At 71.7% G+C, this 21,015-nt stretch carries 24 protein-coding genes; 18 read left to right on the plus strand and 6 right to left on the minus strand.

Going from position 1 to position 21,015, the window contains the following annotated elements; all coding sequences use genetic code 11:
- The first annotated feature begins 3 nt into the window (after positions 1–3).
- The 6 genes from AC07EG_RS24550 to AC07EG_RS24575 all read left to right on the plus strand — a co-directional run bounded on the left by AC07EG_RS24550 (position 4) and on the right by AC07EG_RS24575 (position 7,043).
- Entirely contained in the window at positions 4–1,620 is a 1,617-nt protein-coding gene (locus AC07EG_RS24550) for a PucR family transcriptional regulator (RefSeq protein ID WP_478255514.1), read from the plus strand.
- Between the two features lie 60 nt (positions 1,621–1,680).
- Positions 1,681–2,055, plus strand: coding sequence for an SSI family serine proteinase inhibitor (locus tag AC07EG_RS24555; RefSeq protein WP_478255515.1), 375 nt, complete (start codon positions 1,681–1,683; stop codon positions 2,053–2,055).
- A 157-nt stretch (positions 2,056–2,212) separates the two neighbouring features.
- Complete coding sequence (locus AC07EG_RS24560; protein WP_478255516.1) at positions 2,213–3,787, plus strand: NCS1 family nucleobase:cation symporter-1; 1,575 nt, start codon at positions 2,213–2,215, stop codon at positions 3,785–3,787.
- Positions 3,784–4,626, plus strand: a complete 843-nt coding sequence (locus AC07EG_RS24565) for a nitrilase-related carbon-nitrogen hydrolase (protein ID WP_478255517.1) — start codon at positions 3,784–3,786, stop codon at positions 4,624–4,626. Before AC07EG_RS24560 ends, AC07EG_RS24565 begins: the two co-directional genes overlap by 4 nt.
- A gap of 10 nt (positions 4,627–4,636) precedes the next feature.
- Complete coding sequence (gene hydA, locus AC07EG_RS24570; protein ID WP_478255518.1) at positions 4,637–6,022, plus strand: dihydropyrimidinase; 1,386 nt, start codon at positions 4,637–4,639, stop codon at positions 6,020–6,022.
- A gap of 22 nt (positions 6,023–6,044) precedes the next feature.
- Entirely contained in the window at positions 6,045–7,043 is a 999-nt protein-coding gene (locus AC07EG_RS24575) for a TIGR03842 family LLM class F420-dependent oxidoreductase (protein ID WP_478255519.1), read from the plus strand.
- 29 nt (positions 7,044–7,072) lie between these two features.
- On the opposite strand, the gene AC07EG_RS24580 is transcribed toward AC07EG_RS24575, so the two are convergent.
- Positions 7,073–7,903, minus strand: a complete 831-nt coding sequence (locus AC07EG_RS24580) for a siderophore-interacting protein (protein ID WP_478255520.1) — start codon at positions 7,901–7,903, stop codon at positions 7,073–7,075.
- Positions 7,904–8,187: 284 nt separating this feature from the next.
- Positions 8,188–8,562 carry an SgcJ/EcaC family oxidoreductase gene (locus tag AC07EG_RS24585; protein WP_478255521.1) on the minus strand — a complete coding sequence of 125 codons (375 nt, stop codon included), beginning with the start codon at positions 8,560–8,562 and terminating at the stop codon, positions 8,188–8,190.
- A 94-nt stretch (positions 8,563–8,656) separates the two neighbouring features.
- On the opposite strand from AC07EG_RS24585, the gene AC07EG_RS24590 reads away from it, so the two are divergent.
- Positions 8,657–9,340 (plus strand): TetR/AcrR family transcriptional regulator, encoded by a 684-nt coding sequence (locus tag AC07EG_RS24590; protein ID WP_478255522.1) that lies wholly within the window; start codon positions 8,657–8,659, stop codon positions 9,338–9,340.
- Positions 9,341–9,386: 46 nt separating this feature from the next.
- Entirely contained in the window at positions 9,387–9,725 is a 339-nt protein-coding gene (locus AC07EG_RS24595) for an ArsR/SmtB family transcription factor (protein ID WP_478255523.1), read from the plus strand.
- Here AC07EG_RS24595 and AC07EG_RS24600 read toward each other — a convergent pair.
- Entirely contained in the window at positions 9,720–10,526 is an 807-nt protein-coding gene (locus tag AC07EG_RS24600) for a helix-turn-helix transcriptional regulator (RefSeq protein ID WP_478255524.1), read from the minus strand. The two genes, AC07EG_RS24595 and AC07EG_RS24600, sit on opposite strands and share 6 nt — an antisense overlap.
- A gap of 66 nt (positions 10,527–10,592) precedes the next feature.
- Here AC07EG_RS24600 and AC07EG_RS24605 point away from each other — a divergent pair, with 66 nt between their 5' ends.
- A complete protein-coding gene (locus AC07EG_RS24605) occupies positions 10,593–11,159 on the plus strand; it encodes an SDR family oxidoreductase (protein WP_478255525.1) in 567 nt (188 codons plus the stop codon).
- Here AC07EG_RS24605 and AC07EG_RS24610 read toward each other — a convergent pair.
- Together AC07EG_RS24610 and AC07EG_RS24615 are read right to left on the minus strand one after the other, a co-directional pair.
- Entirely contained in the window at positions 11,119–11,568 is a 450-nt protein-coding gene (locus AC07EG_RS24610; protein ID WP_478255526.1) for a GNAT family N-acetyltransferase, read from the minus strand. The genes AC07EG_RS24605 and AC07EG_RS24610 overlap by 41 nt on opposite strands.
- A gap of 13 nt (positions 11,569–11,581) precedes the next feature.
- Positions 11,582–12,319 (minus strand): methyltransferase domain-containing protein, encoded by a 738-nt coding sequence (locus tag AC07EG_RS24615; RefSeq protein WP_478255527.1) that lies wholly within the window; start codon positions 12,317–12,319, stop codon positions 11,582–11,584.
- Positions 12,320–12,376: 57 nt separating this feature from the next.
- Between AC07EG_RS24615 and AC07EG_RS24620 the strand changes: the two genes are divergently transcribed.
- The 5 genes from AC07EG_RS24620 to AC07EG_RS24640 all read left to right on the plus strand — a co-directional run bounded on the left by AC07EG_RS24620 (position 12,377) and on the right by AC07EG_RS24640 (position 16,951).
- A complete protein-coding gene (locus AC07EG_RS24620) occupies positions 12,377–12,775 on the plus strand; it encodes a MerR family transcriptional regulator (protein ID WP_478255528.1) in 399 nt (132 codons plus the stop codon).
- An 88-nt stretch (positions 12,776–12,863) separates the two neighbouring features.
- Positions 12,864–13,049 carry a hypothetical protein gene (locus AC07EG_RS24625; RefSeq protein ID WP_478255529.1) on the plus strand — a complete coding sequence of 62 codons (186 nt, stop codon included), beginning with the start codon at positions 12,864–12,866 and terminating at the stop codon, positions 13,047–13,049.
- 100 nt (positions 13,050–13,149) lie between these two features.
- Entirely contained in the window at positions 13,150–15,165 is a 2,016-nt protein-coding gene (locus tag AC07EG_RS24630; protein ID WP_478255530.1) for an MMPL family transporter, read from the plus strand.
- Positions 15,162–16,298 (plus strand): sensor histidine kinase, encoded by a 1,137-nt coding sequence (locus AC07EG_RS24635; protein WP_478255531.1) that lies wholly within the window; start codon positions 15,162–15,164, stop codon positions 16,296–16,298. The genes AC07EG_RS24630 and AC07EG_RS24635 overlap by 4 nt, the downstream gene beginning before the upstream one ends.
- Positions 16,295–16,951 carry a response regulator gene (locus AC07EG_RS24640; protein ID WP_478255532.1) on the plus strand — a complete coding sequence of 219 codons (657 nt, stop codon included), beginning with the start codon at positions 16,295–16,297 and terminating at the stop codon, positions 16,949–16,951. The genes AC07EG_RS24635 and AC07EG_RS24640 overlap by 4 nt, the downstream gene beginning before the upstream one ends.
- Positions 16,952–16,959: 8 nt before the next feature.
- On the opposite strand, the gene hemW is transcribed toward AC07EG_RS24640, so the two are convergent.
- On the minus strand, positions 16,960–18,174 hold the full coding sequence (gene hemW, locus AC07EG_RS24645) for a radical SAM family heme chaperone HemW (RefSeq protein ID WP_478255533.1): 1,215 nt from the start codon (positions 18,172–18,174) through the stop codon (positions 16,960–16,962).
- Between the two features lie 104 nt (positions 18,175–18,278).
- Between hemW and AC07EG_RS24650 the strand changes: the two genes are divergently transcribed.
- From AC07EG_RS24650 to AC07EG_RS24665, 4 genes are all read left to right on the plus strand, one after another.
- A complete protein-coding gene (locus AC07EG_RS24650; RefSeq protein ID WP_370469041.1) occupies positions 18,279–18,359 on the plus strand; it encodes a putative leader peptide in 81 nt (26 codons plus the stop codon).
- A 118-nt stretch (positions 18,360–18,477) separates the two neighbouring features.
- The gene (locus AC07EG_RS24655) at positions 18,478–20,166 is read left to right on the plus strand and encodes a nitrite/sulfite reductase (RefSeq protein ID WP_478255534.1); all 1,689 of its coding nucleotides are present in this window, start codon (positions 18,478–18,480) and stop codon (positions 20,164–20,166) included.
- Positions 20,163–20,315, plus strand: coding sequence for an Insertion element protein (locus AC07EG_RS24660; RefSeq protein WP_162788768.1), 153 nt, complete (start codon positions 20,163–20,165; stop codon positions 20,313–20,315). The genes AC07EG_RS24655 and AC07EG_RS24660 overlap by 4 nt, the downstream gene beginning before the upstream one ends.
- Entirely contained in the window at positions 20,312–21,007 is a 696-nt protein-coding gene (locus tag AC07EG_RS24665) for a phosphoadenylyl-sulfate reductase (protein WP_478255535.1), read from the plus strand. Before AC07EG_RS24660 ends, AC07EG_RS24665 begins: the two co-directional genes overlap by 4 nt.
- Positions 21,008–21,015: the final 8 nt, after the last annotated feature.

Here is a 21,015-nt window from a genome sequence, read left to right on the forward strand (position 1 = left end):
CCCATGTACCCCACGGTCGCCGAGGTGCTCGCCCTGCCGGTGCTCCGGCACGGCCGCCCGCACGTGGTGGCCGGGGCCGCCGGGCTGGACCGCCGGGTGCGCTGGGTGCACGTGGCCGAGGTGATCGACATCGCGCACCTGCTCAAGGGCGGTGAGCTGGTGCTGACCACCGGGGTGGCGCTGCCCGACGACGGGGCGCAGCTGGCGGGGTACCTCGATTCGCTGGCCGCGGTCGGGGTGGCCGGGCTGGTGGTGGAGCTGGTCCGGCACTGGAGCGACGCGCTGCCCGCCGGGCTGACCGAGGCCGCCGACCGCCGTGGCCTGCCGCTGATCACGCTCTCGCGCGAGACCCGGTTCGTCGCGGTCACCGAGACGGTGAACGGGCTGATCGTGGACGCCCAGGTGGACGAGCTGCGTGAAGCGGACCGGGTGCACCAGACCTTCACCGCGCTGACCGTGTCCGGCGCCGAGCCCGACGTGGTGCTCCGCGAGGTCGCCCGGATCACCGACCAGCCGGTGGTGCTGGAGACGCTGTCGCACGAGGTGCTCGCCTACGACACCGCCGGCACCGACCCCGGTGAACTGCTCTCCGGCTGGCCGCGGCGGTCCGCGCAGGTGCAGCTCGGCGAGCGCACCGGGTACCACGCGGGGGCCGGCTGGCTGGTCACCGTGGTCGGCGCGCGGGGGCACGACTGGGGGCGGCTGGTCGTCGTCTGCGCCGAACCGCCCCGCGACCGGCACGTGGTGGTCGCCGAACGGGCCGCGTCCGCGCTCGCGCTGCACCGGCTGGTCGCCAAGGACAGCGACAGCCTGGAGCGCCAGGCGCACCGCGCGGTGCTCAGCGAACTGCTGGCCACCCCGGTGCCCGCCGCGGAACTCGTGGTGCGCGCGGCCGCGCTGGCCGTGCCGCTGACCGGCAGGCAGCTGATCGGCGCGGCGATCCGGCCGGTGCTGTCCGGGGTCACCGACCCGGCGCTCAACCTGGCCGCGGTGCTGCGGGAACTGGCTGACGCGGCGGCGGTCGCCACCCGGCGCGCCCGGGTCTCCGCCCTGGTCGCCGTGGTCGGCGACACCAGCGTCCGCGCCCTGCTTTCCCTATCCCCGCAAGCGGAACCGGAGGCCGTGCTGGACCGGCTGGCGGCCGAGGTGCACCAGGCGCGCGGAGTGGCGCCGTCGATCGTCGCGGTGGGGACCACGGTGGGCGCCGCCGCCGACGCCCGGCGCAGCCTCACCGAAGCCGGGCACGTGGCCGACGCCGTACCGGCCACCGCCGAGTCCGCGAAGGGCTTCCACCGGCTCGAAGACGTGCGCCTGCGCGGACTGCTGCACCTGCTCGCCGGCGACGAGCGCGTGACCGCCTTCGCTTCGCGGGAACTCGGCGCGCTGCTCGCCAAGGACCCGGCCACCGGCAACCGGCTGCTGCAGGCGCTGCGGTTCTACTGCGCGCACGGCGGCAACAAGTCCGCCGCCGCGGCCGCCGCGCACATGTCGAGGACCGCCTACTACCAGCAGTTGGCCCGGGTCGAACAGGTGCTGGGAGTACCCCTGGAGGACCCGGAATCGATGCTCTCGCTGTATGTGGCGCTGCTGGCCCACGACATTTCCACCACCCGACCGTGACGGCGATTTTCACCCCGTCGAGTAGCTCAGTGAACAGCTGCCGCCGCCGATGAACCGATCATGGCTATTTTTCCCTTCGAACCGCTGACCGCGTGTGCGCTGACCCTGGCCTGCCTGGGAGGCCCGGCCCAACCCGCCGAGTCCTCGCTCGCCCTGTCCACCCTGGACTCCGCCGGCCGCGGCGGTGCCGTCGTGCTGCACTGCGGCCCGGCCGGCGGCACCCACCCGGCCGCCGAAGCCGCCTGCAACACCCTGCTCGGCGCCGACGGCGACTTCGAGCGCGTCACCCCGCGCGACGTCGCCTGCACGCTGGAGTACGCCCCGGTGGAAGCCCGCGCCCACGGCACCTGGCGCGGCAGGCACATCGAGTTCCACACCACCTACCCCAACCGCTGCGCCACCGACGCCCACTCGGGCGGCATCTTCGGTTTTTGAGGCACTGACGCGTTACCACCGCGTTGAACAGGGGTTTCGCCGGGGGTGCATGCATCCCCGGCGAGCCATGCGCAATCGACAGTGTGTTCTCCGACACAGGCATCGGTGAACACTCTGCCACTGCCGGCACGGCCGGGGCCGGTCGCAGGATTCCGCAATGACGCACACCCGATCGCAGCCCGGCACCGCCGGTGACGAGGTCGTGCACCCCGACGGCCGCGTCGACCTGGCCGATCCCGGGGTGCTCACGGGCAGCCGTTTCCTCAACCCCGAACTGGCGCCGGTCCCGATCGGCAAGCGCACCTGGACCACCTACAACTACTTCGCGCTGTGGATGGGGATGGCGCACAACATCCCCAGCTACGCGCTCGCCGCCTCGCTGATCGCGCTCGGCATGAACTGGGTGCAGGCGCTGCTGACCATCGTGCTCGGCAACCTCATCGTGCTCGCGCCGATGCTGCTGAACAGCCACGCCGGCACCAAGTACGGCATCCCGTTCCCGGTGTTCGCCCGCGCCTTCTACGGCATCCGCGGCGCCAACTTCGCCGCGCTGCTGCGGGCGTTCATCGCCTGCGGCTGGTTCGGCATCCAGACCTGGGTCGGCGGTGAGGCCATCTACATCCTCACCGGCAAGCTGGTCGGCGACGGCTGGCGCAACGCCGCCGAGGTGGCCGGGCAGCCGTGGACGCTGTGGTTGTCCTTCGCGGTGTTCTGGCTGGTGCAGATGCTGATCATCTGGCGCGGCATGGAAGCCGTGCGCCACTTCGAGAACTGGACCGCGCCGCTGGTTTCGGTCGGCTTCCTGATCCTGCTGGGCTACGTGCTGGTCAAGGCGGGCGGTTTCGGCCCGATCCTGTCCGACCCGGGCAGGCTCGGCTGGGGACCGGAGTTCTGGAAGGTGTTCGCGCCGATGCTGATGGCGATGATCGCCTTCTGGTCGACGCTGTCGCTGAACATGCCGGACTTCACCCGCTTCGGCGGCAGCCAGCGCAGGCAGATGCGCGGGCAGATCCTCGGCCTGCCGACCACGATGACCTTCATCGCCGTCGTCGCCATCCTGACCACCTCGGGCGGCAAGGTGCTCTACGGCGAGGAGATCTGGGACCCGGCGAAGCTGGCGGACCGGTTCTCCAGCCCGGTGCTGGTGGTGCTGGCGCTGATCGCGCTGGTGCTGGCGACCATCTCGGCGAACCTGGCGGCGAACGTGGTCAGCCCGGCGTACGACTTCTCCAACGCCTTCCCGAAGCGGATCACCTTCGCCGTCGGCGGGCTGATCACCGGGGTGATCGGCATCGGCATCCAGCCGTGGAAGCTCTACTCCGACCCGAGCATCTACGTCTTCGCCTGGCTCGGGTTCTACGGCGGCCTGCTCGGCGCGGTGGCCGGGGTGCTGGTCGCCGGGTACTGGGTGCTCCACCGCACCGAACTGCACCTGGCCGACCTCTACCGCGAAGGCGGCCGCTACTGGTTCCGCGGCGGCTGGAACTGGCGGGCGATCGCGTCCACCGTGGCCGGTGCGGTGGTGGCCGTCGGTGGCGCCTACACCGCCGCCGGTGAGCAGGGCCCCTTTCCCGAGGACGGCCTGATCCCGTTCCTCAAGCCGTTCTACGACTACAACTGGGTGGCCGGGCTGGCCGTGGCCTTCGTGGTCCACCTGGCGCTGTCGTGGCGGTCTCGGCACAACGCCGGCGGCGGGGAGCACGCCGCGGCCCGACAAGGAGGAGACAAGTGAGCGACCTGGTACGCGCGGGCCTGGTCCAGCAGCGCTGGACCGGCGACAAGGAGTCGATGATCTCGGGCGCGGTGGACGCCATCGCGAAGGCGGCCTCGCAGGGTGCGCAGGTGGTCTGCCTGCAGGAGCTGTTCTACGGCCCGTACTTCTGCCAGGTGCAGGACGCCGACTACTACTCCTACACCGAGGGCATCCCGGACGGGCCGACCACCAGGCTGATGCAGGAGGTCGCCGAACGCCACGGCGTGGTGCTGGTGGTGCCGATGTACGAGGCCGAGCAGCCCGGCGTGTACTACAACACCGCCGCGGTGATCGACGCCGACGGCACCTACCTCGGCAAGCACCGCAAGAACCACATCCCGCAGGTGAAGGGGTTCTGGGAGAAGTTCTACTTCCGGCCGGGCAACCTGGGGTACCCGGTGTTCGACACCGCGGTCGGCCGGATCGGCGTGTACATCTGCTACGAGCGGCACTTCCCCGAGGGCTGGCGCGCGCTCGGCCTGGCCGGGGCGAAGATCGTGTTCAACCCGTCGGCGACCAGCCGCGGGCTCTCGGAGTACCTGTGGCGCCTGGAGCAGCCCGCCGCCGCGGTGGCCAACGAGTACTTCGTCGGCACGATCAACCGCGTCGGGGTGGAACCGCTGGGCGACAACGACTTCTACGGCCAGACCTACTTCGCCGACCCCCGCGGGCAGCTGATCGGCGAGGCCGCGTCGGACACCGAGGAGGAGATCGTGGTGCGGGACCTGGACATGGGCCTGCTCAACGAGGTCCGCGACCTGTGGGCGTTCTACCGGGACCGGCGCCCGGACAGCTACGGCCCGCTGACCGAGGCGTGAGGGGGGCCGGATGCGCACCCTGATCAAGGGCGGCACGGTGCTCAGCTCGACCGGCACCAGCGTGGCCGACGTGCTCGTCGACGGGGAGAAGATCGCCGCGGTGGCCGCGCCCGGGGTGTTCGGCGAGGCGGATCGGGTGATCGACGCGACCGGCAAGTACGTGATGCCGGGCGGGATCGACGCCCACACGCACATGGAGATGCCCTTCGGCGGCACCTTCTCGCACGACACCTTCGGCACCGGCACCACGGCCGCCGCCTGGGGCGGTACCACCACGATCATCGACTTCGCGGTGCAGGCCAAGGGCACCACGCTGCAGTCCACACTGGACAAGTGGCACGAGAAGGCGGACGGCAACTGCGCCGTCGACTACGGCTTCCACATGATCATCTCCGACGTGAACGACACCACGCTGAAGGAGATGGAGTCGTGCATCGGGGACGGCGTCTCCAGCTTCAAGATGTTCATGGCCTACCCGGGCGTGTTCTACTCCACCGACGGCGAAATCCTGCTGGCCATGCAGAAGGCCCGCGAAACCGGCTCGACGATCATGATGCACGCGGAGAACGGCATCGCGATCGACCAGCTGGCGGCGCAGGCGTTCGCCGCCGGGAGGACCGAGCCGGTGCAGCACGGCCTGACCCGGCCGCCGGAGCTGGAGGGGGAGGCCACCCACCGCGCGATCCAGCTGGCCAAGGTGACCGGCTCACCGCTCTACATCGTCCACCTCTCGGCCGCGCAAGCGCTTGCGGCCGTGGCCGAGGCCCGCAACGACGGGCAGAACGTGTTCGCCGAGACCTGCCCGCAGTACCTGTACCTGTCCATCGAGGACATGGCGAAGCCCGGGTTCGAGGGCTCGAAGTACGTGGCGTCGCCACCGCTGCGGGAGAAGGAGCACCAGGCGGACCTGTGGCGCGGGCTGCGCACGAACGACCTGTCCGTGGTGTCCACCGACCACTGCCCGTTCTGCTTCGAGGACCAGAAGGTGCTCGGAGCCAACGACTTCCGGGCGATCCCGAACGGCATGCCCGGGGTGGAGCACCGGATGGACCTGCTGCACCAGGGGGTGGTGGCCGGGCAGCTGACGCTGGAGCGCTGGGTGGAGACCTGCGCGACCACGCCGGCGCGGATGTTCGGGCTGTACCCGCGCAAGGGCGTGATCGCCCCCGGTTCCGACGCCGACATCGTGGTCTACGACCCCTCGGCGAAGCAGACGCTGTCGGCGGAAACGCACCACATGAACGTGGACTACTCGGCGTACGAGGGCTTCGAGCTGACCGGGCGGGTGGAAACCGTGCTGTCACGGGGTTCGGTGGTCGTCTCGGCGGACGGGTTCTCCGGTTCCACCACGCACGGGAAGTTCCTCAAGCGCGACCTGAACCAGTACCTGAGCTGAACCTTGTCGAGGGGTGTCCACAGTGGATTTCGGTGTTGTGCTCCAGACGGACCCGCCCGCCGCCGACCTGGTGCGGCTGATGACCGCGGCCGAAGGCGAGGGCTTCCGCTACGGCTGGACCTTCGACTCGTGCGTGCTGTGGCAGGAACCGTTCGTCATCTACTCGCGGATCCTGGCGGCGACCTCGTCGATGGTGGTCGGGCCGATGGTGACCAGTCCGGGGACGCGGGACTGGTCGGTGCTGGCTTCGCTGTTCGCCACGCTGAACGACATGCACGGCAACCGGACGGTGTGCGGCATCGGGCGCGGCGACTCGGCGCACCGGGTGGTCGGCCTGAAACCGGCCACCCTGGCCACCCTGGCCGAGTGCATGCACGTCACCAAGGAACTGGCCGAGGGGCGGGAGGTGCTGCTGCGGGACCAGCCGGTGCGCATCCCGTGGGTGCGCGACGGGCGGCTGGAGATGTGGATGGCCGGGTACGGGCCGCGGGCGTTGAAACTGGCCGGTGAGCACGCCGACGGGTTCATCCTGCAGTGCGCGGACCCGGCGATCGCCAGGTGGACCATCGGCACGGTGCGGGAGGCGGCCAGGGCGGCGGGTCGCGACCCGGAGGGCCTCACCATCTGCGTGGCGGCGCCCGCCTACGTCGGGGACAACCTGGTGCACCAGCGGGAGCAGCTGCGGTGGTTCGGGGGCATGGTCGGGAACCACGTCGCCGACCTGGTCGCCCGCTACGGCGATTCGGGTGACGTGCCGCGGGAGCTGACCTCGTACATCAAGGAGCGGGAGGGGTACGACTACTCGCACCACGGGAAGGCGGGGAACCCGTCCACCGAATTCGTGCCGGACGAGATCGTCGACCGGTTCTGCCTGACCGGCCCGGCCGGCGCCCACGTCGCCCGGTTGCAGGAACTGGCGGAGCTGGGGGTGGACCAGTTCTCGCTGTACCTGATGCACGACGAACGGGAGCAGACGCTGGCTGCTTACGGGGCCCAGGTGGTCGGGAAGCTGACCGGCTGAGGGGGCGCCCGGGGACAGCGGCCGCGGCGTCAGGAGGCCGGAGCCGCGGCTGCTTCCTTGGCGCGTTCTTCGGCCTTCTCCGCCTGCCAGCCGTCTTCGTCCTTGCCTCGGCGCCAGTAGCCGGAGATGGACAGGAGGTCCTTGCGCACCCCACGCTCGTTGAGCAGGTGCCGCCGCAGTTCGCGGACGAAACCGGCTTCGCCGTGCACGAAGGCCTGCACCACACCGTCGCCGAAGTCCAGGGAGCGGACCTTCTTCACCAGGTCACCCCCGGCGGACCGGTGCAGCCAGGTGATCTCCGCGTCCGCCTTGGTCGCCAGCGGCAGTTCCTCGGCAGCGGTATCGACCAGGATGAACGCCTGGACCCGCGCCCCCGACGGCATGCGCTCGAGCGACGCCGAGATCGCGGGCAGCGCGCTCTCGTCACCGACCAGCAGGTGCCAGTCGGCCTCCTCGCCCGGCACGTACGCCCCGCCCGGCCCGGCGAACAGCAGGTCGTCACCGGGCTGGACGGCCAGCGCCCACGGCCCGGCGATGCCCTCGTCCCCGTGCACCACGAAGTCGATGGCCAGCTCGCCCGCCTTCGGGTCGTAGTAGCGCACGGTGTAGGTCCGCGTCCGCGGCCACTGCTCGCGCGGCAGCTCGGCGCGGATCTGCTGCAGGTCCATCGGCTCGGGGTAGGTCACGCCCGGCACCGGGAAGGTCAGCTTCACGTACGCGTCGCTGAACCCGTTGTCGGCGAACTGCGCGAGGTTCTCGCCACCGGCGACCACCCGCACCATGTGCGGGGAAAGCCGCTCGGTGCGCAGGACGCGCAGGCGGATCAGCGGCCGGGGCCGCCTGACTGGACGCTCCGCCATCACAGGGCTCCTCGCTCACCGGAATCAGGTTCAAAGCTAAGGCTAGCCTAACGCGATCTGCGTTGCCCGCACAGCTCAGCCGCTCCCCAGCGGCGCTCGAAGATCACGTCCGATGCGCCACGAGCAGGCCCGACCAACTCGATGAGACCTACGTCACTTTTCTCGATCAGCCGGGCCGCGCAGCCTAGATACCGCCGATCCCTCCTCGTCGCGCGAAAGCCGGGGAACAGGCGGTTCACCGGCGCGGCCGTCCACCCCGTTCCCGACCGGCCCAGCCAAGAGCTTCACGCGGTGCGCCGCGTGTTCTGGAACGAGGCGATCCGCCAGCCCTCCGGCTGCTCCACCAGCACGAACGTGACCGTGGACGCCCGGCCTTCGGTCACCCCGCCGAGCGACGTGCCACCGTCGACGACCACGATCGCCACGTCCGGCCGCACGTACCGGACGTTCGGCGGCGTGGCGCCGCCCGCCATCTTCGAACCCTTCAGCGGGCCGTCGAAGAGGAACCGGTGGGCCTCCTCGATCGCCGCCCGGCCACGGCTGTGCTGCCCCATGAAGTTCACGTAGTCGGCGTCTTCGAGGAACAGCCGCGCGTACGCCGCCGCGTCGCCCGCGTTCCACGCCTCGCTCAGCTCGTTCAACGTGTCCTGCACCGTCATGCACCCGCTCCTTCGAACAATGTTCGTTCAACGAACGCCATTCGTATCGACGAACGATGTTCGTGTCAAGTACGCCGCCAAGTACAGTGCCCGCATGACGGTTCCCGCTCCGCCGTGGCGGCGCCCCGGCCGCGCGGTCAAACCGCCGCTGTCCCCGGAGTCGATCGTGCGCACCGCGCTCGACCTGCTCGACGCCGAAGGCATCGACGCGGTGAGCATGCGGCGGGTCGCCCAGGCGCTGGACACCGGTCCGGCCTCGCTCTACGCCCACGTGTCCGGCAAGGACGAACTGCACGAGCTGATGTTCGACCAGGTGCTGGGTGAGGTGGAGCTACCCGAACCGGACGCCGAGCGCTGGGACGACCAGGTGCGCGAGGTGCTGCACGGGCAGCTTTCGGCGATGCTGGCGCACCCGGGCATCGCGAAGGTCGCCTGGGCGGCACAGGTGCCGGTCGGCCCGAATGCGCTGCAGCACGGGGAAACCGTGCTCGCCCTGCTGCGGGCCGGCGGACTGTCCGAACGGGAAGCCGCCTACGCCTCCGACGCGCTTTCCTTGTACACCAAGGCGTTCGCCTACGAAGCCACCGGCTGGGCGTCGGGCGGGTTCGACCAGGAGGGGGCGGCGGCCCGCGGCAGGCAGATGCACGAGTACCTCAGCTCGATGCCCGGCCGGTTCCCGAACATGCTCGCCCTCGGGCCGTACTTCTCGGCGGAGACCGCCGCGGACCGCTTCCGCTTCGGCCTGGACATGCTGCTCGGCGGCTTGCGCCGGCGGTGACCGGCACCTATGGTCAACTGAATTGTTGATAAAATGGTAGGTTGCCTTGAAGGATGACGACTGGCTCGACCGGGCGTTCGCCGCGCTGGGTGATCCCGTGCGGCGTGCCCTGATCGCCCGCCTCTCCCGCGGCGAGGCGACGGTGAACGAACTGGCCGAGCCGTTCTCGATCACCAAGCAGGCGGTCTCGCGGCACATCCAGGTGCTGGAGGCGGCGGGGCTGATCACCCGCACCCGGGACGGGCAGCGGCGCCCGTGCCACCTCGACCCCGCTGCCCTCGAAGCACTGACCGCCTGGATCGACTCCTACCGCCTGGCCGCCGAAAGCCGGTACCGCAACCTCGACGCCCTGCTCACCTCCCTGCAGGAACCCGGCTCGTCATAGGGACGCCAGCGCGTGCGCGTCGGGCGAATCCGGTTCGGCGTAGAACAGGACCAGGCGTTGCCCGTCGGTGCCGGGCAGGGGCAGCAGTTCGTCGGTCAGCGTGAGCGGGCCCGCCACCGGGTGCTGGTACCGCCGCGTGTGGTGGGCGCAGCCGCGCACCGGGTGGGCCGACCACAGGCGGTCGAATTCGGGGCTGTCCCGCCGCAGTCCGCGGACCAGTTCCGCCAGCACCGCATCACCGGGTCGGCGGCCGGCGATGTGCCGCAGGTCGGCGACGGTGTCCCGCGCCTTGTCCCCGGCCTCCCCCGCCTCCCCGGTCTCCCCGAACAGTTCCCGCACCCGGGGATCGAGGAAGAACAGGCGCGCCCAGTTCGGGTGGGCGTCGAACCCGAGGTGGGGCGCGAGCAGGGCGTGGCCCAGGCGGTTCCACGCCAGCACCCCGGTGTGCCTGCCGAGGATGAGCGCCGGAACGGTGCCCAGGGTGTCGAGCAGCAGGCGGTGCCGTGGTGCCAGGCGCTCCGGCGTGGTGCCGACGGCCTTCGCGGTGGCCAGCGTGTGCAGGTGCGCGCGTTCCTCCTCGTTCAGCCGCAAGGCCGTGGCGAGCGCGTCGAGCACGGAACCGGACACGTTGCCGCCCTGCCCCTGCTCCAGCCGCGTGTAGTAGCCGGGGCTGACCCCGGCCAGCCGCGCCAGTTCCTCGCGGCGCAGGCCCGGCACCCGGCGGAACTCGCCGTAGTCCGCCAGCCCGACGTCGGCGGGCCGCAGCCGCGCGCGGCGGGTGCGGAGGAAGTCACCCAGCATGACCCCAGTTTGCCTGCACCTGACAGGGGCAGGCACCACCGCCGCCACACCAGCAGGATCGGGCGGGTGAAGGTAGTAGTGATCGGCGCGACCGGGACCATCGGCACCGCGGTGACCGCGGCCCTGCGCGAGCGGGGGCACCACGTGGTGGCCGCCTCGCGGACCGGTGGAGTCCCGCTCGACATCGCCCAGCCCGGCCGTCTCTTCGAGGCGGTCACCGACATCGACGCCGTGGTGTGCTGCGCGGCCAGCGGCGCCCTGGTGCCGATCGACGCGGGGACCGACGAGGAGTTCTTCACCGGACTGCACACCAAACTGCTCGGGCAGGTGCTCCTGTTGCGGCGGGCCGTGGAGCACCTGCCCGACGGCGGTTCGGTCACCCTGACCGGCGGCACCTTCGAGGAGCCGACGCCCGGCAGCGCGTTCGGCGCGCTCACCAACACCGGCCTGGAGGCGTTCGTCCGGGCGGCGGCCCGGGAACTGCCCCGCGGCCTGCGGGTCAACGTGGTCAGCCCCGGCTGGGTGCACGAGCACGCCACGCCCGCCGACGTGGTCGCGCTCGACTACGTGCGCGCGGTCGAGGACACCGGCCTCACCGGGCGGACCCTTCGAGCGGGATCACGTAGTGGATGAACCCGCGGTTCTCGGCCACCCGGTCGTAGAGCTTCCTGGCCTGGTGGTTGTCCGCCTTGGTGTGCCAGTAGACCCGGGAGCACCCGCGTCCGGCGGCCCACGCCGACACCGCCTCGATCAGCGCGCGGGCGGCTCCGCGCCCGCGTGCTTCCGGTGCGGTGAACAGGTCCTGGAGGTAGCAGACGTCGGGTGAGGTGGTGCTGGCGTGCACCAGGAAGTGGGCGATGCCGACCAGCCGCCCGTCGAGCCGGGCGCCGAGGGCGTGCATCCGCGTACCGGTGGTGAACTCCCGCCACGCCCGCTCGGCGACTTCGTCCGGCAGCTCGCGGCCGTAGAATTCGTTGTAACCGCGGAAGAGTTCCTGCCAGACCGGGCGGTCCGCCGGTTCGAGCGCGCCGATTCCGATCATGCGCCCACCCTAGTCACCGGCGGGTGGCCGACACCACGAACTGGGGCGCGACCAGGAAGAACCGGCCGCGCTCCACCCGTTCCCGCTGCTCGGCCAGCCAGTCCTGCGCGCGTCCGGCGCTGACGGCTCCGGTGCCGACCGCCAGCGAAGCCGCCGACTCCAGCACCGGCAGGCCGCTCGCCCCGGTCAGCACCGCCGTGTGCACCTCGGCCGCCACGTCGGTGAAACCGGTGTCCAGCAACAGGTTCCGCAGCAGCAGGGCGGCGCGCGGGGAGGGCATCGAGGCGACCTGCGCCGCCATCACCGCCCGCCCGGTGGCCAGGTCGGTGCTGTCGAGCCCGATCATCTCCCAGTTCGGCCCGACGAGCACGATCCGGCCGCCCGGCACCAGCACGCGGGCGGCTTCGGCCAGCGCGGCGGCCGGATCGGCGACCGCGTGGTAGACGCGTTCGGCCCGGTAACCGTGGAACCGCCCGTCCGCGAAGGGAAGTGACTCCGCACTGCCTTCGGTGAACTCCCCGCGCGGGTGCCGTTCCCTGGCCACCGCCAGTACCTCCGGGTTGACGTCCACCCCGGTCACCGCCGCACCGGCCGCGGTCAGCTCCCCCACCGAGGTTCCGGTGCCACAGCCCACATCCACCACCCGCCCGCCGGGTGGGAGCCGCAGCAGTTCGTGCGAGCGGTGCCGCGCCCTGGCGGCGTCGGGCTCGCGTGCGAAACCGTCCATCGTGGCCACGAACCGTTCGATCATCGGGAAAATCCTCCACTCGGGTTGCCGTCGCCACCCAGCCTGTGACTTCATGTCGACATGAAGTCAAGGGAGTACACCGTCGGCGAACTGGCCGGCCGGTTCGGGCTGCCGACGAACGTGCTCCGGCACTGGGAGGCCGAGGGACTGCTCACCCCCGTGCGGACCGCCGGCGGGCAGCGGCGGTACTCCGAAGCCGACGTGGTCAAGGTGGCGCTGATCCGGCAGGGCAAGGACCTCGGGTTCAGCCTCGGGGAGATCCGCCGGGTGCTGACCACCACCGACCCGGCCGACCGGCGCGCCGCGTTGCGCGAGCAGCACGCCGCGCTCACCCGGCGCATCGCCGAGGCCGAAACCGCCCGTGCCGCCCTGGCCCACGCACTGGCGTGCACCAGCGACGACTTCCTGGAATGCGGTCACATCCGCCGGCGGCTCGCCGAGCGCATCCCGCCCGGTTGACGCGGATTGCTCCGAATGCGAGGCATCGGTTCACCGCGGCTCGGGTACCTCAGCAGGCATCGGGGGACCGACAAAGGGAGGATTGCCCGTGTTAGCCATTATCGCCGCGGTCATCTTCGGCCTGGCGCTGATCCTCGACCTGACCGACGCTTCGATCGGTGAGGTGATCAACGGTGGCACCCTGCTCACCGCCGGCCTGCTGTGCATGGCCCTGCACCTGGCCGGGGTCGGCACCAGCGTGCGCACCAGCGGCTGGCGGCGCAGCCGCCGCTGAGTCAACTCCGGGAGCAAGCGCACTGTCCACTCCAGCCGGACGCGCGCACCCCCGCTGACCCGGCACCGTTTCGCCAGGAACCTGGTGAAGGGGCGAAACGGTGCTGGAGGAAGCGGAACGGGGGCGCGGGTTCTTCGCGCTGCCCGCCGGGCGGGTGGCCAAGCGGGTGGTCATCGGCTTGTGGTTGCTGGTGCTCGCGCTCGCCGTGCCGGTGGGCCTGAACATCGGTTCGGTGCAGAGCGACGACGCCCGCGACCGGCTGCCCGCCGACGCGGAGTCCACCAGGGTCACCGAACTCGTGGAACGCGTTCCGGGCGGCGAAGGCGATCAGGTGCTGGTCGTGCACCAGCGGGCGGACGGCCTCACCGCGGCGGACCGCACCTGGGCGGACGGCCGGCGCGAAGCGCTCGGCGGTGACGTGCCGCCGGTCACCTCCGACGACGGCCGCACGCTGCTGTACGCCGCCGAACGTGAGAACCCGGGTGAGGACGAGGCCCGGACGACGGAGTTCGTCGAGGAAGTCCGGCTGGCCGTCGCGGAAGCGCCGCCGGGACTCACCGTGCAGGTCACCGGACCCAGTGCGATCGGTGCCGACACCGACGCGGTGTTCGAGGGCATCGACGAAACGCTGATGCTGGTGACCACGGCCGTCGTGGCGCTGCTGCTGATCGTCACCTACCGCAGCCCGTTCCTGTGGCTGCTGCCGCTGGCCGCGGTCGGGGCCGCCGCGGTGGTGTCGATGGCGGCGTTGTACCTGATCGCGTCGGCGGCCGGGATCACCGTGTCCACGCAGAGCTTTTCCATCATGATCGTGCTGGTGTTCGGCGCGGGCACCGACTACGCGATGCTGCTCGTCGCCCGGTACCGCGAGGAACTGCGGCGCGAGCACGACGGGCACCGGGCGATGGGGGTCGCGCTGCGCGGTGCCGGTCCGGCGGTGCTCGCGTCGGCGGGCACGGTCACGCTCGGGCTGCTGTGCCTGCTGGCCGCGCGGATGAACGACCTGTCCGGTCTCGGGCTGGCCGGTGCCGCCGGGATCGCCTGCACGCTGGTCACCATGCTGACGTTGTTCCCGGCGTTGCTGGTGGCGCTCGGCAGGCGGGTGTTCTGGCCGAAGGTGCCGCGTTACGGCGCCCCGGCCACCGCACCCCGCGGGATCTGGGCGGGGGTCGCGGACCACGTGGTCACCAGGCCGGTGCGCACCGCCGCGGCGAGCGCCGCCGTGCTCGGGGTGTTCGCGCTCGGTCTCACCCAGCTCGGCGGCGACCTCGGCGAAACCGGCCAGTTCACCTCGACGCCGGAATCGGTCGCCGGGTACACCACGCTCGGCCAGGCGTTCCCCGAGCGGAGCGGACGCCCGCTCACCGTGGTCGCCGACAGCGCGAAGGCGGACGACGTGACCGCGCGGGCGGCAGCCGTGCCGGGGGTGGCCGGTGCCGGACCGGCGCGGCGGGGTGACGGGCTGACCGTCATCGAGGTCCGCCCGGCCGCCACGCCGGACACCGCGGAGGAGTTCGACACGGTGAGCCGCCTGCGGGCCGCCGTCGGACCGGACGCGCTGGTCGGCGGACCGGCCGCGGAGGAACTGGACACCCGTGAAGCGACCGCCGAGGACAACTGGCTGGTGCTGCCGCTGGTGCTCGCCGTGGTCCTGCTCGTGCTCGGCCTGCTGCTGCGGGCCGTCGTGGCCTCGCTCGTGGTGGTGGGCACGGTGCTGCTCTGCTTCGCCGCGGCGCTCGGCATCGGCGCGGTCGCCTTCGACCTGCTCTTCGGCTTCGCCGGCACGGCGCCGAACCTGCCCGCCCTGTGCTTCGTGTTCGGCGTCGCGCTGGGGGTGGACTATTCGATCTTCCTGGTGGCGCGCATCCGCGACGACCGCCCGCGCTTCGGCACCGAGGAGGCCACCCGGCGGGCGCTGACCTCGACCGGCGGGGTGATCGCGTCGGCCGGGCTGGTGCTCGCGGCCACCTTCGCGGTGCTGGCCTCGCTGCCGTTCGTGCCGATGGTCGAACTGGGGTTCGCGGTGGCCACCGGGGTGCTGCTGCAGACGCTGGTGGTGCAGCCGCTGCTGGTCGCGCCCCTGCTGGTGGTGCTGCCGGGGAAGATGGGGCGGTGACCACGGATCCCCGGCGCCGCGCCGGCCTGCTCGACGCGGCGCTGACCGCCGCGCTGGTGGCGGTCACCGTGCCCGCCGCGTGGCTGCTGCCCGCGCACTGGTTCGAAGGCCGCGCGCTCGACGGTCCCGGGGCGCTGCTGCTGGTGGCGCAGTCGCTGCCGGTGCTGGTGCGGCGGCGGTGGCCGCTGCCCGCGCTGCTGGCCGGCTGCGTGGCGGCGGTGCCGTACCACGCGGTCGACTACCCGCACGAGATCGCGCTGCCGCCGGTGATGGTGCTGCTCTACACCGTGGTGGTGACCGGCACCCGCAAGCGCACGCTGGTCACCCTGCTGCCGATCTTCCTGGCCATCGCGCTGACCATCGGCCTGACGCAGGAGGGCCCGCCCGGGGTGGAGGTCGCCGCGCCGCTGGGCTGGCTGACCGTGGCCACGGTGTTCGGCGAAGCCGTCCGGCAGCACCGGCAGCACGTCGGCAGCATCACCGAGCGCGCGGCGCGCCGGGTCGCCGAGGAACGCCTGCGCATCGCCCGCGACCTGCACGACGTGCTGGCGCACAACATCGTGGTGATCAACGCGCACGCCGGGGTGGCCGCGCACCTGCTGGACACCGAGCCCGGGCACCCGGCGCTGGCGCGGGTCGCCGAACCGCTGCGGACCGTGGCCGAAGCCAGCAGCAAGGCGCTCGCCGAACTGCGCACCACGCTGGACGTGTTGCGCGGCAACGAAACCGACGCCGACCGGCAGCCGGCTCCCGGCCTGGACCAGCTGCCCGAACTCGCGGAGGCGACCCGGTCGGCGGGCGTGGCCGTCTCGGTGGAGGTACGCGGAGAAGTCCGGGAACTGGGTCCGGCCGCAGAGGTCACGCTGTACCGGATCGCCCAGGAGGCGCTGACGAACGTGGTCAAGCACGCCGGCGCCGAGCGGGCCACCGTGCGGCTGGACCACCGGCGGGACCGGGTGCGGCTGGAGATCACCGACGACGGCCGCGGTGGGGACGGCGGGCGTGGTGGCGGGTACGGCATCATCGGCATGACCGAACGGGCCGCCGTGCTCGGCGGGCGGCTCACCGCCGGTCCCGGCGCCCGCGGCGGCTTCACCGTGACCGCCGAACTGCCCACCGGGGAGCGCCCGTGATCCGCGTCCTGCTCGCCGACGACCAGGCGCTGGTGCGCAGCGCGTTCGCCCTGCTCATCAACTCGGCCGAGGACATGGACGTGGTGGGTGAGGCCGCCGACGGGGCGCAGGCGGTGGCCATGGCGCGGTCGGCGCGGGCCGACGTGGTGGTGATGGACATCCGCATGCCCGGCACCGACGGCATCGCCGCCACCGCCCGGATCGCCGAGGACCCCGATCTGGCCGGGGTGCGGGTGCTCGTCCTGACCACCTTCGAAACCGACGACAACGTGCTCGGCGCGCTGCGCGCGGGAGCCAGCGGCTTCCTGGTCAAGGACGCCAAACCGGCCGCGCTGCTGGCCGCGATCCGGACCGTCGCCACCGGTGACGCGCTGCTGTCGCCGGGCGCCACGCGAGCGTTGATCACCCGGGTGCTGGCCCAGCCGGAGCCGCCCTCGGCTGCGCCGGAGGTGCTCACCGCCCGCGAACGGCAGGTGCTCACCCTGATCGGGCGGGGGCTGAGCAACGCCGAACTGGCCGGGGAACTGGTGATCAGCCCGCTGACCGCGAAGACCTACGTCAGCCGCCTGCTCACCAAGCTCGACGCGCGTGACCGGGCCCAGCTGGTGATCGCCGCCTACGAATCCGGCCTGGTCCGCCCGCACCCCCGCTGAACGCCGGGTTACGGCACCAGCCTGCGGACCACACCGTCGGCGAGGAGGCGGCCCTTGTCCGTGAGCACGGCCCGGCCGTTCGCCTCCAGTTCGGCGGCCACCAGCAGGCCCTCGCGCGCGGCTGCCCTGGCTTCGCCGACGCCCTCGGCGTCCAGCGCCTCCAGCGGCAGGCCCTCGGCCAGCCGCAGTTCCAGCATCACCCGCTCGACGTGCCGTTCCTGCTCGGTCAGCACCTCCTGCCCACCGGCGGGCACGTGCCCCGCGGCCAGCAGGTCGGCGTACTTGGCCGGGTGCTTCACGTTCCACCAGCGCACCCCGCCGACGTGGCTGTGCGCCCCCGGCCCGGCACCCCACCAGTCACCGCCGCGCCAGTAACCCAGGTTGTGGTGGCAGCGCGCGGCCTCCGACGACGCCCAGTTCGACACCTCGTACCAGCGCAGCCCGGCGCTGCCCAGCACCTCGTCGATCAGCTCGTAGTACGCCGCGAGCACGTCGTCGTCCGGCATCGGCAGTTCACCGCGGCGCACCCGGCGGGCCAGTGCGGTGCCCTCCTCGACGATCAGCGCGTACGCCGACACGTGGTCCACCCCGGCGGTCAGCACCGCGTCCAGCGAGGCCCGCAGGTCCGTCACGCGCTCCCCCGGCGTGCCGTAGATGAGGTCCAGGTTGACGTGCTCGAACCCGGCCGAGCGGGCCTCGATCGCGGCCAGGATCGGCCGCCCGGGGGTGTGCACCCGGTCGAGCACCTCCAGCACGTGCCGCGCGGCGGACTGCATGCCCAGCGAGACGCGGTTGTAGCCGGCGTCCCGGATGCCGGCGAAGAACTCCGGCGAGGTCGATTCCGGATTGGACTCGGTGGTCACCTCGGCGCCCTTGGCCAGCCCGAACGACGACCGCACGGCGTCCAGCACGGCACCGAGGCCCTCCGCGCCGAGCAGCGACGGGGTGCCGCCGCCGACGAAGACCGTGTCCACCGCCGGCGCCCGGCCCAGCATCGCCGCCGCCAGGTCCAGCTCGCGGCGCAGGCCCTCCAGCCAGCTCCCCGGTGAGGATGACGTGCCGAGTTCCCCGGCGGTATAAGTGTTGAAGTCGCAGTAGCCGCAGCGCGTGGCGCAGAACGGGACGTGCACGTAGACCCCGAACGGCCGGGTGCCGAGGCCCGCCGTGGCGGAATCCGGGAGGGCCAGCTCGGCTGGGGGCACGGGATCGGTGAGCAGTCGCACGCCTCCACTATCCCAAATCCGCCCCGGAGACCAGGGCCGGTGACCTCTCTCCCAGCATCCGGGCAACGCTCGACCACATATTGGACGCGTGGCACCCTGGGACCGTGACCTACGCCGGTGTTCTCCTCGTGGCCCGCCGCCACGTCGATCTCCGGCGTGTCGCCAGCGCCCTCTGCCGTGCGTGATCCCGCTCCGCCCGCCTGACCCAGCCACGTCGGCGCCGAGCCAAGCCGCGATCGCTCCCACCACGGCCAGTCCAGGGCGTTCACGGTGCGCAGGCGCCAGAACACACCCGGAGGACCGATGGCCTCGCCCGCTCGCCCGAGCACGTCCCGCCCCGCCCGCGCCAAGCAGCGGCGCGGCGAGGGGCAGTGGGCCCTGGGCTACCGCGAACCGCTCAACCCGAACGAGCGCTCCAAGAAGGACGACAACCCGCTGAACGTCCGGGCGCGGATCGAGAACATCTACGCGCACGGCGGGTTCGACTCGATCGACCCGGCCGACCTGCGTGGCCGGTTCCGCTGGTTCGGCCTCTACACCCAGCGCAAGCCGGGCATCGACGGCGGCCGCACCGCCACGCTCGAGCCCGAGGAGCTGGACGACCGCTACTTCATGCTCCGGGTCCGCCTCGACGGCGGCGCGCTGAACCTGGAGCAGCTGCGGGTGCTCGGCGAGATCTCGCAGCACCACGCCCGCGACACCGCCGACATCACCGACCGGCAGAACATCCAGTACCACTGGATCCAGGTCGAGGACATGCCGTCGATCTGGAAGAAGCTCGAAGGCGCCGGGATGACCACGATGGAGGCGTGCGGGGACAGCCCGCGCGTCATGCTGGGCTCCCCGGTGGCGGGCATCTCCGCCGACGAGGTGATCGACGCCACCCCGGCGCTCGAGGAGATCAAGCGCCGCTACATCGGCGACCCCCGGTACGCGAACCTGCCGCGCAAGTTCAAGACGGCCATCTCCGGCCAGGCCGACGTGGCGCACGAAATCCACGACGTCGCCTTCGTCGGGGTGAACCACCCGGAGCACGGCCCCGGTTTCGACCTGTGGGTCGGCGGCGGGCTGTCCACCAACCCGATGATCGGCGTGCGCCTCGGCGCCTGGGTGCCGCTGGACGAGGTGCCCGAGGTCTGGGAAGGCGTGATCAGCATCTTCCGCGACTACGGCTACCGCCGCCTGCGGTCCCGCGCGCGGCTGAAGTTCCTGGTCAAGGACTGGGGCGCGGAGAGGTTCCGCCAGGTGCTGCAGGACGAGTACCTCAAGCGCGAGCTGCTCGACGGCCCGGCGCCCGCGGTGCCCGAGCGCCCGATCGACCACGTCGGTGTGCACGAGCAGGTCGACGGCAAGCGCTACGTCGGGTTCGCGCCGATCGCCGGCCGGGTGTCCGGCACCACGCTGCTGGCCGTGGCCGACGCCGTGGCGCGGACCGGTTCCGACCGCGTCCGGCTCACCCCGCTGCAGAAGCTCGTGGTGCTCGACGTGCCCGAGGACAAGGTCACCGAGTTGCAGGTGGAGCTGTCGAAGCTGGGCCTGGACAGCGAGCCGTCACCGTGGCGGCGCGGCGTGATGGCCTGCACCGGGCTGGAGTTCTGCAAGCTGGCCATCGTCGAGACCAAGGCCCGGGCCGGCGACCTGGTCGGCGACCTGGAGAAGCGGTTGTCCGACATCGGCCTGGACGAGCCGATCAGCGTGCACCTCAACGGCTGCCCGAACTCGTGCGCCCGCATCCAGACCGCGGACATCGGGCTCAAGGGCCAGATCGTCACCGACGACGAGGGCAACCAGGTCGAAGGCTTCCAGGTGCACCTCGGCGGCGGGCTCGGCCTGGACGCCGGGTTCGGCCGGAAACTGCGCGGGCACAAGGTGACCAGCACCGAGCTGACCGACTACGTCGAACGCGTCGTCCGCAAGTTCGCCGAACAACGCGAACCGGGCGAGCGCTTCCCGCAGTGGGTGGCGCGGGCCGGGGAAAGCGATCTCCAGTGACCGAGCGCGCCACCCCGTTCCACTGCCCCTACTGCGGTGACGAAGATCTCCGGCCGGAAGAGAACGGAGCCTGGCTCTGTTCGGGTTGCCGCCGGGTCTTCTCGGTGAAGTTCCTCGGATTGTCCCTTCCGGAGGTGGCGAAGAAATGACCGCGACAGCCGACTACCGCACCCTCGCCGAACGCGCGTCGGCGGAACTCGCCGACGCCACGGCCGCCGAAGCGCTGGACTGGACCGTGCGCACCTTCGGCGACGACTTCATCGTGGCCTCGAACATGCAGGACGCCGTGCTGATCGAACTGGCCACCCAGGCCAAGTCCGATGTGGACATCCTGTTCCTGCAGACCGGTTACCACTTCGCCGAAACCATCGGCACCAGGGACGCGGTCGAGGCGGTGTACCCGCACGTGCGGATCGTCGACGCCAAGGCCGCGCAGAGCGTGGCCGAGCAGGACGCCGAATACGGCCCGCGGCTGCACGAGCGCGACCCGGGCAAGTGCTGCCACCTGCGCAAGGTGGTGCCGCTGCGCGAAACGCTGGCGAACTACTCGGCGTGGGTCACCGGTGTGCGCCGGGTGGACGCGCCGACCAGGGCGAACACCCCGGTCGTCGGCTGGGACGAGCGCAACGGCCTGGTCAAGGTCAATCCGCTGGCGGCGTGGACCGACGAGCAGTTCAACGACTACATCCGCGACCACGGCATCCTGCAGAACCCGCTGGTGGCCGCCGGGTACCCGTCGATCGGCTGCGCCCCGTGCACGGCGAAGGTCGCGCCCGGTGCCGATCCGCGCAGTGGCCGGTGGGCGGGCCAGGCCAAGACCGAGTGCGGTTTGCACGGCTGAAAGGGACC

It is taken from the genome of Amycolatopsis sp. NPDC045836, assembly GCF_056431745.1.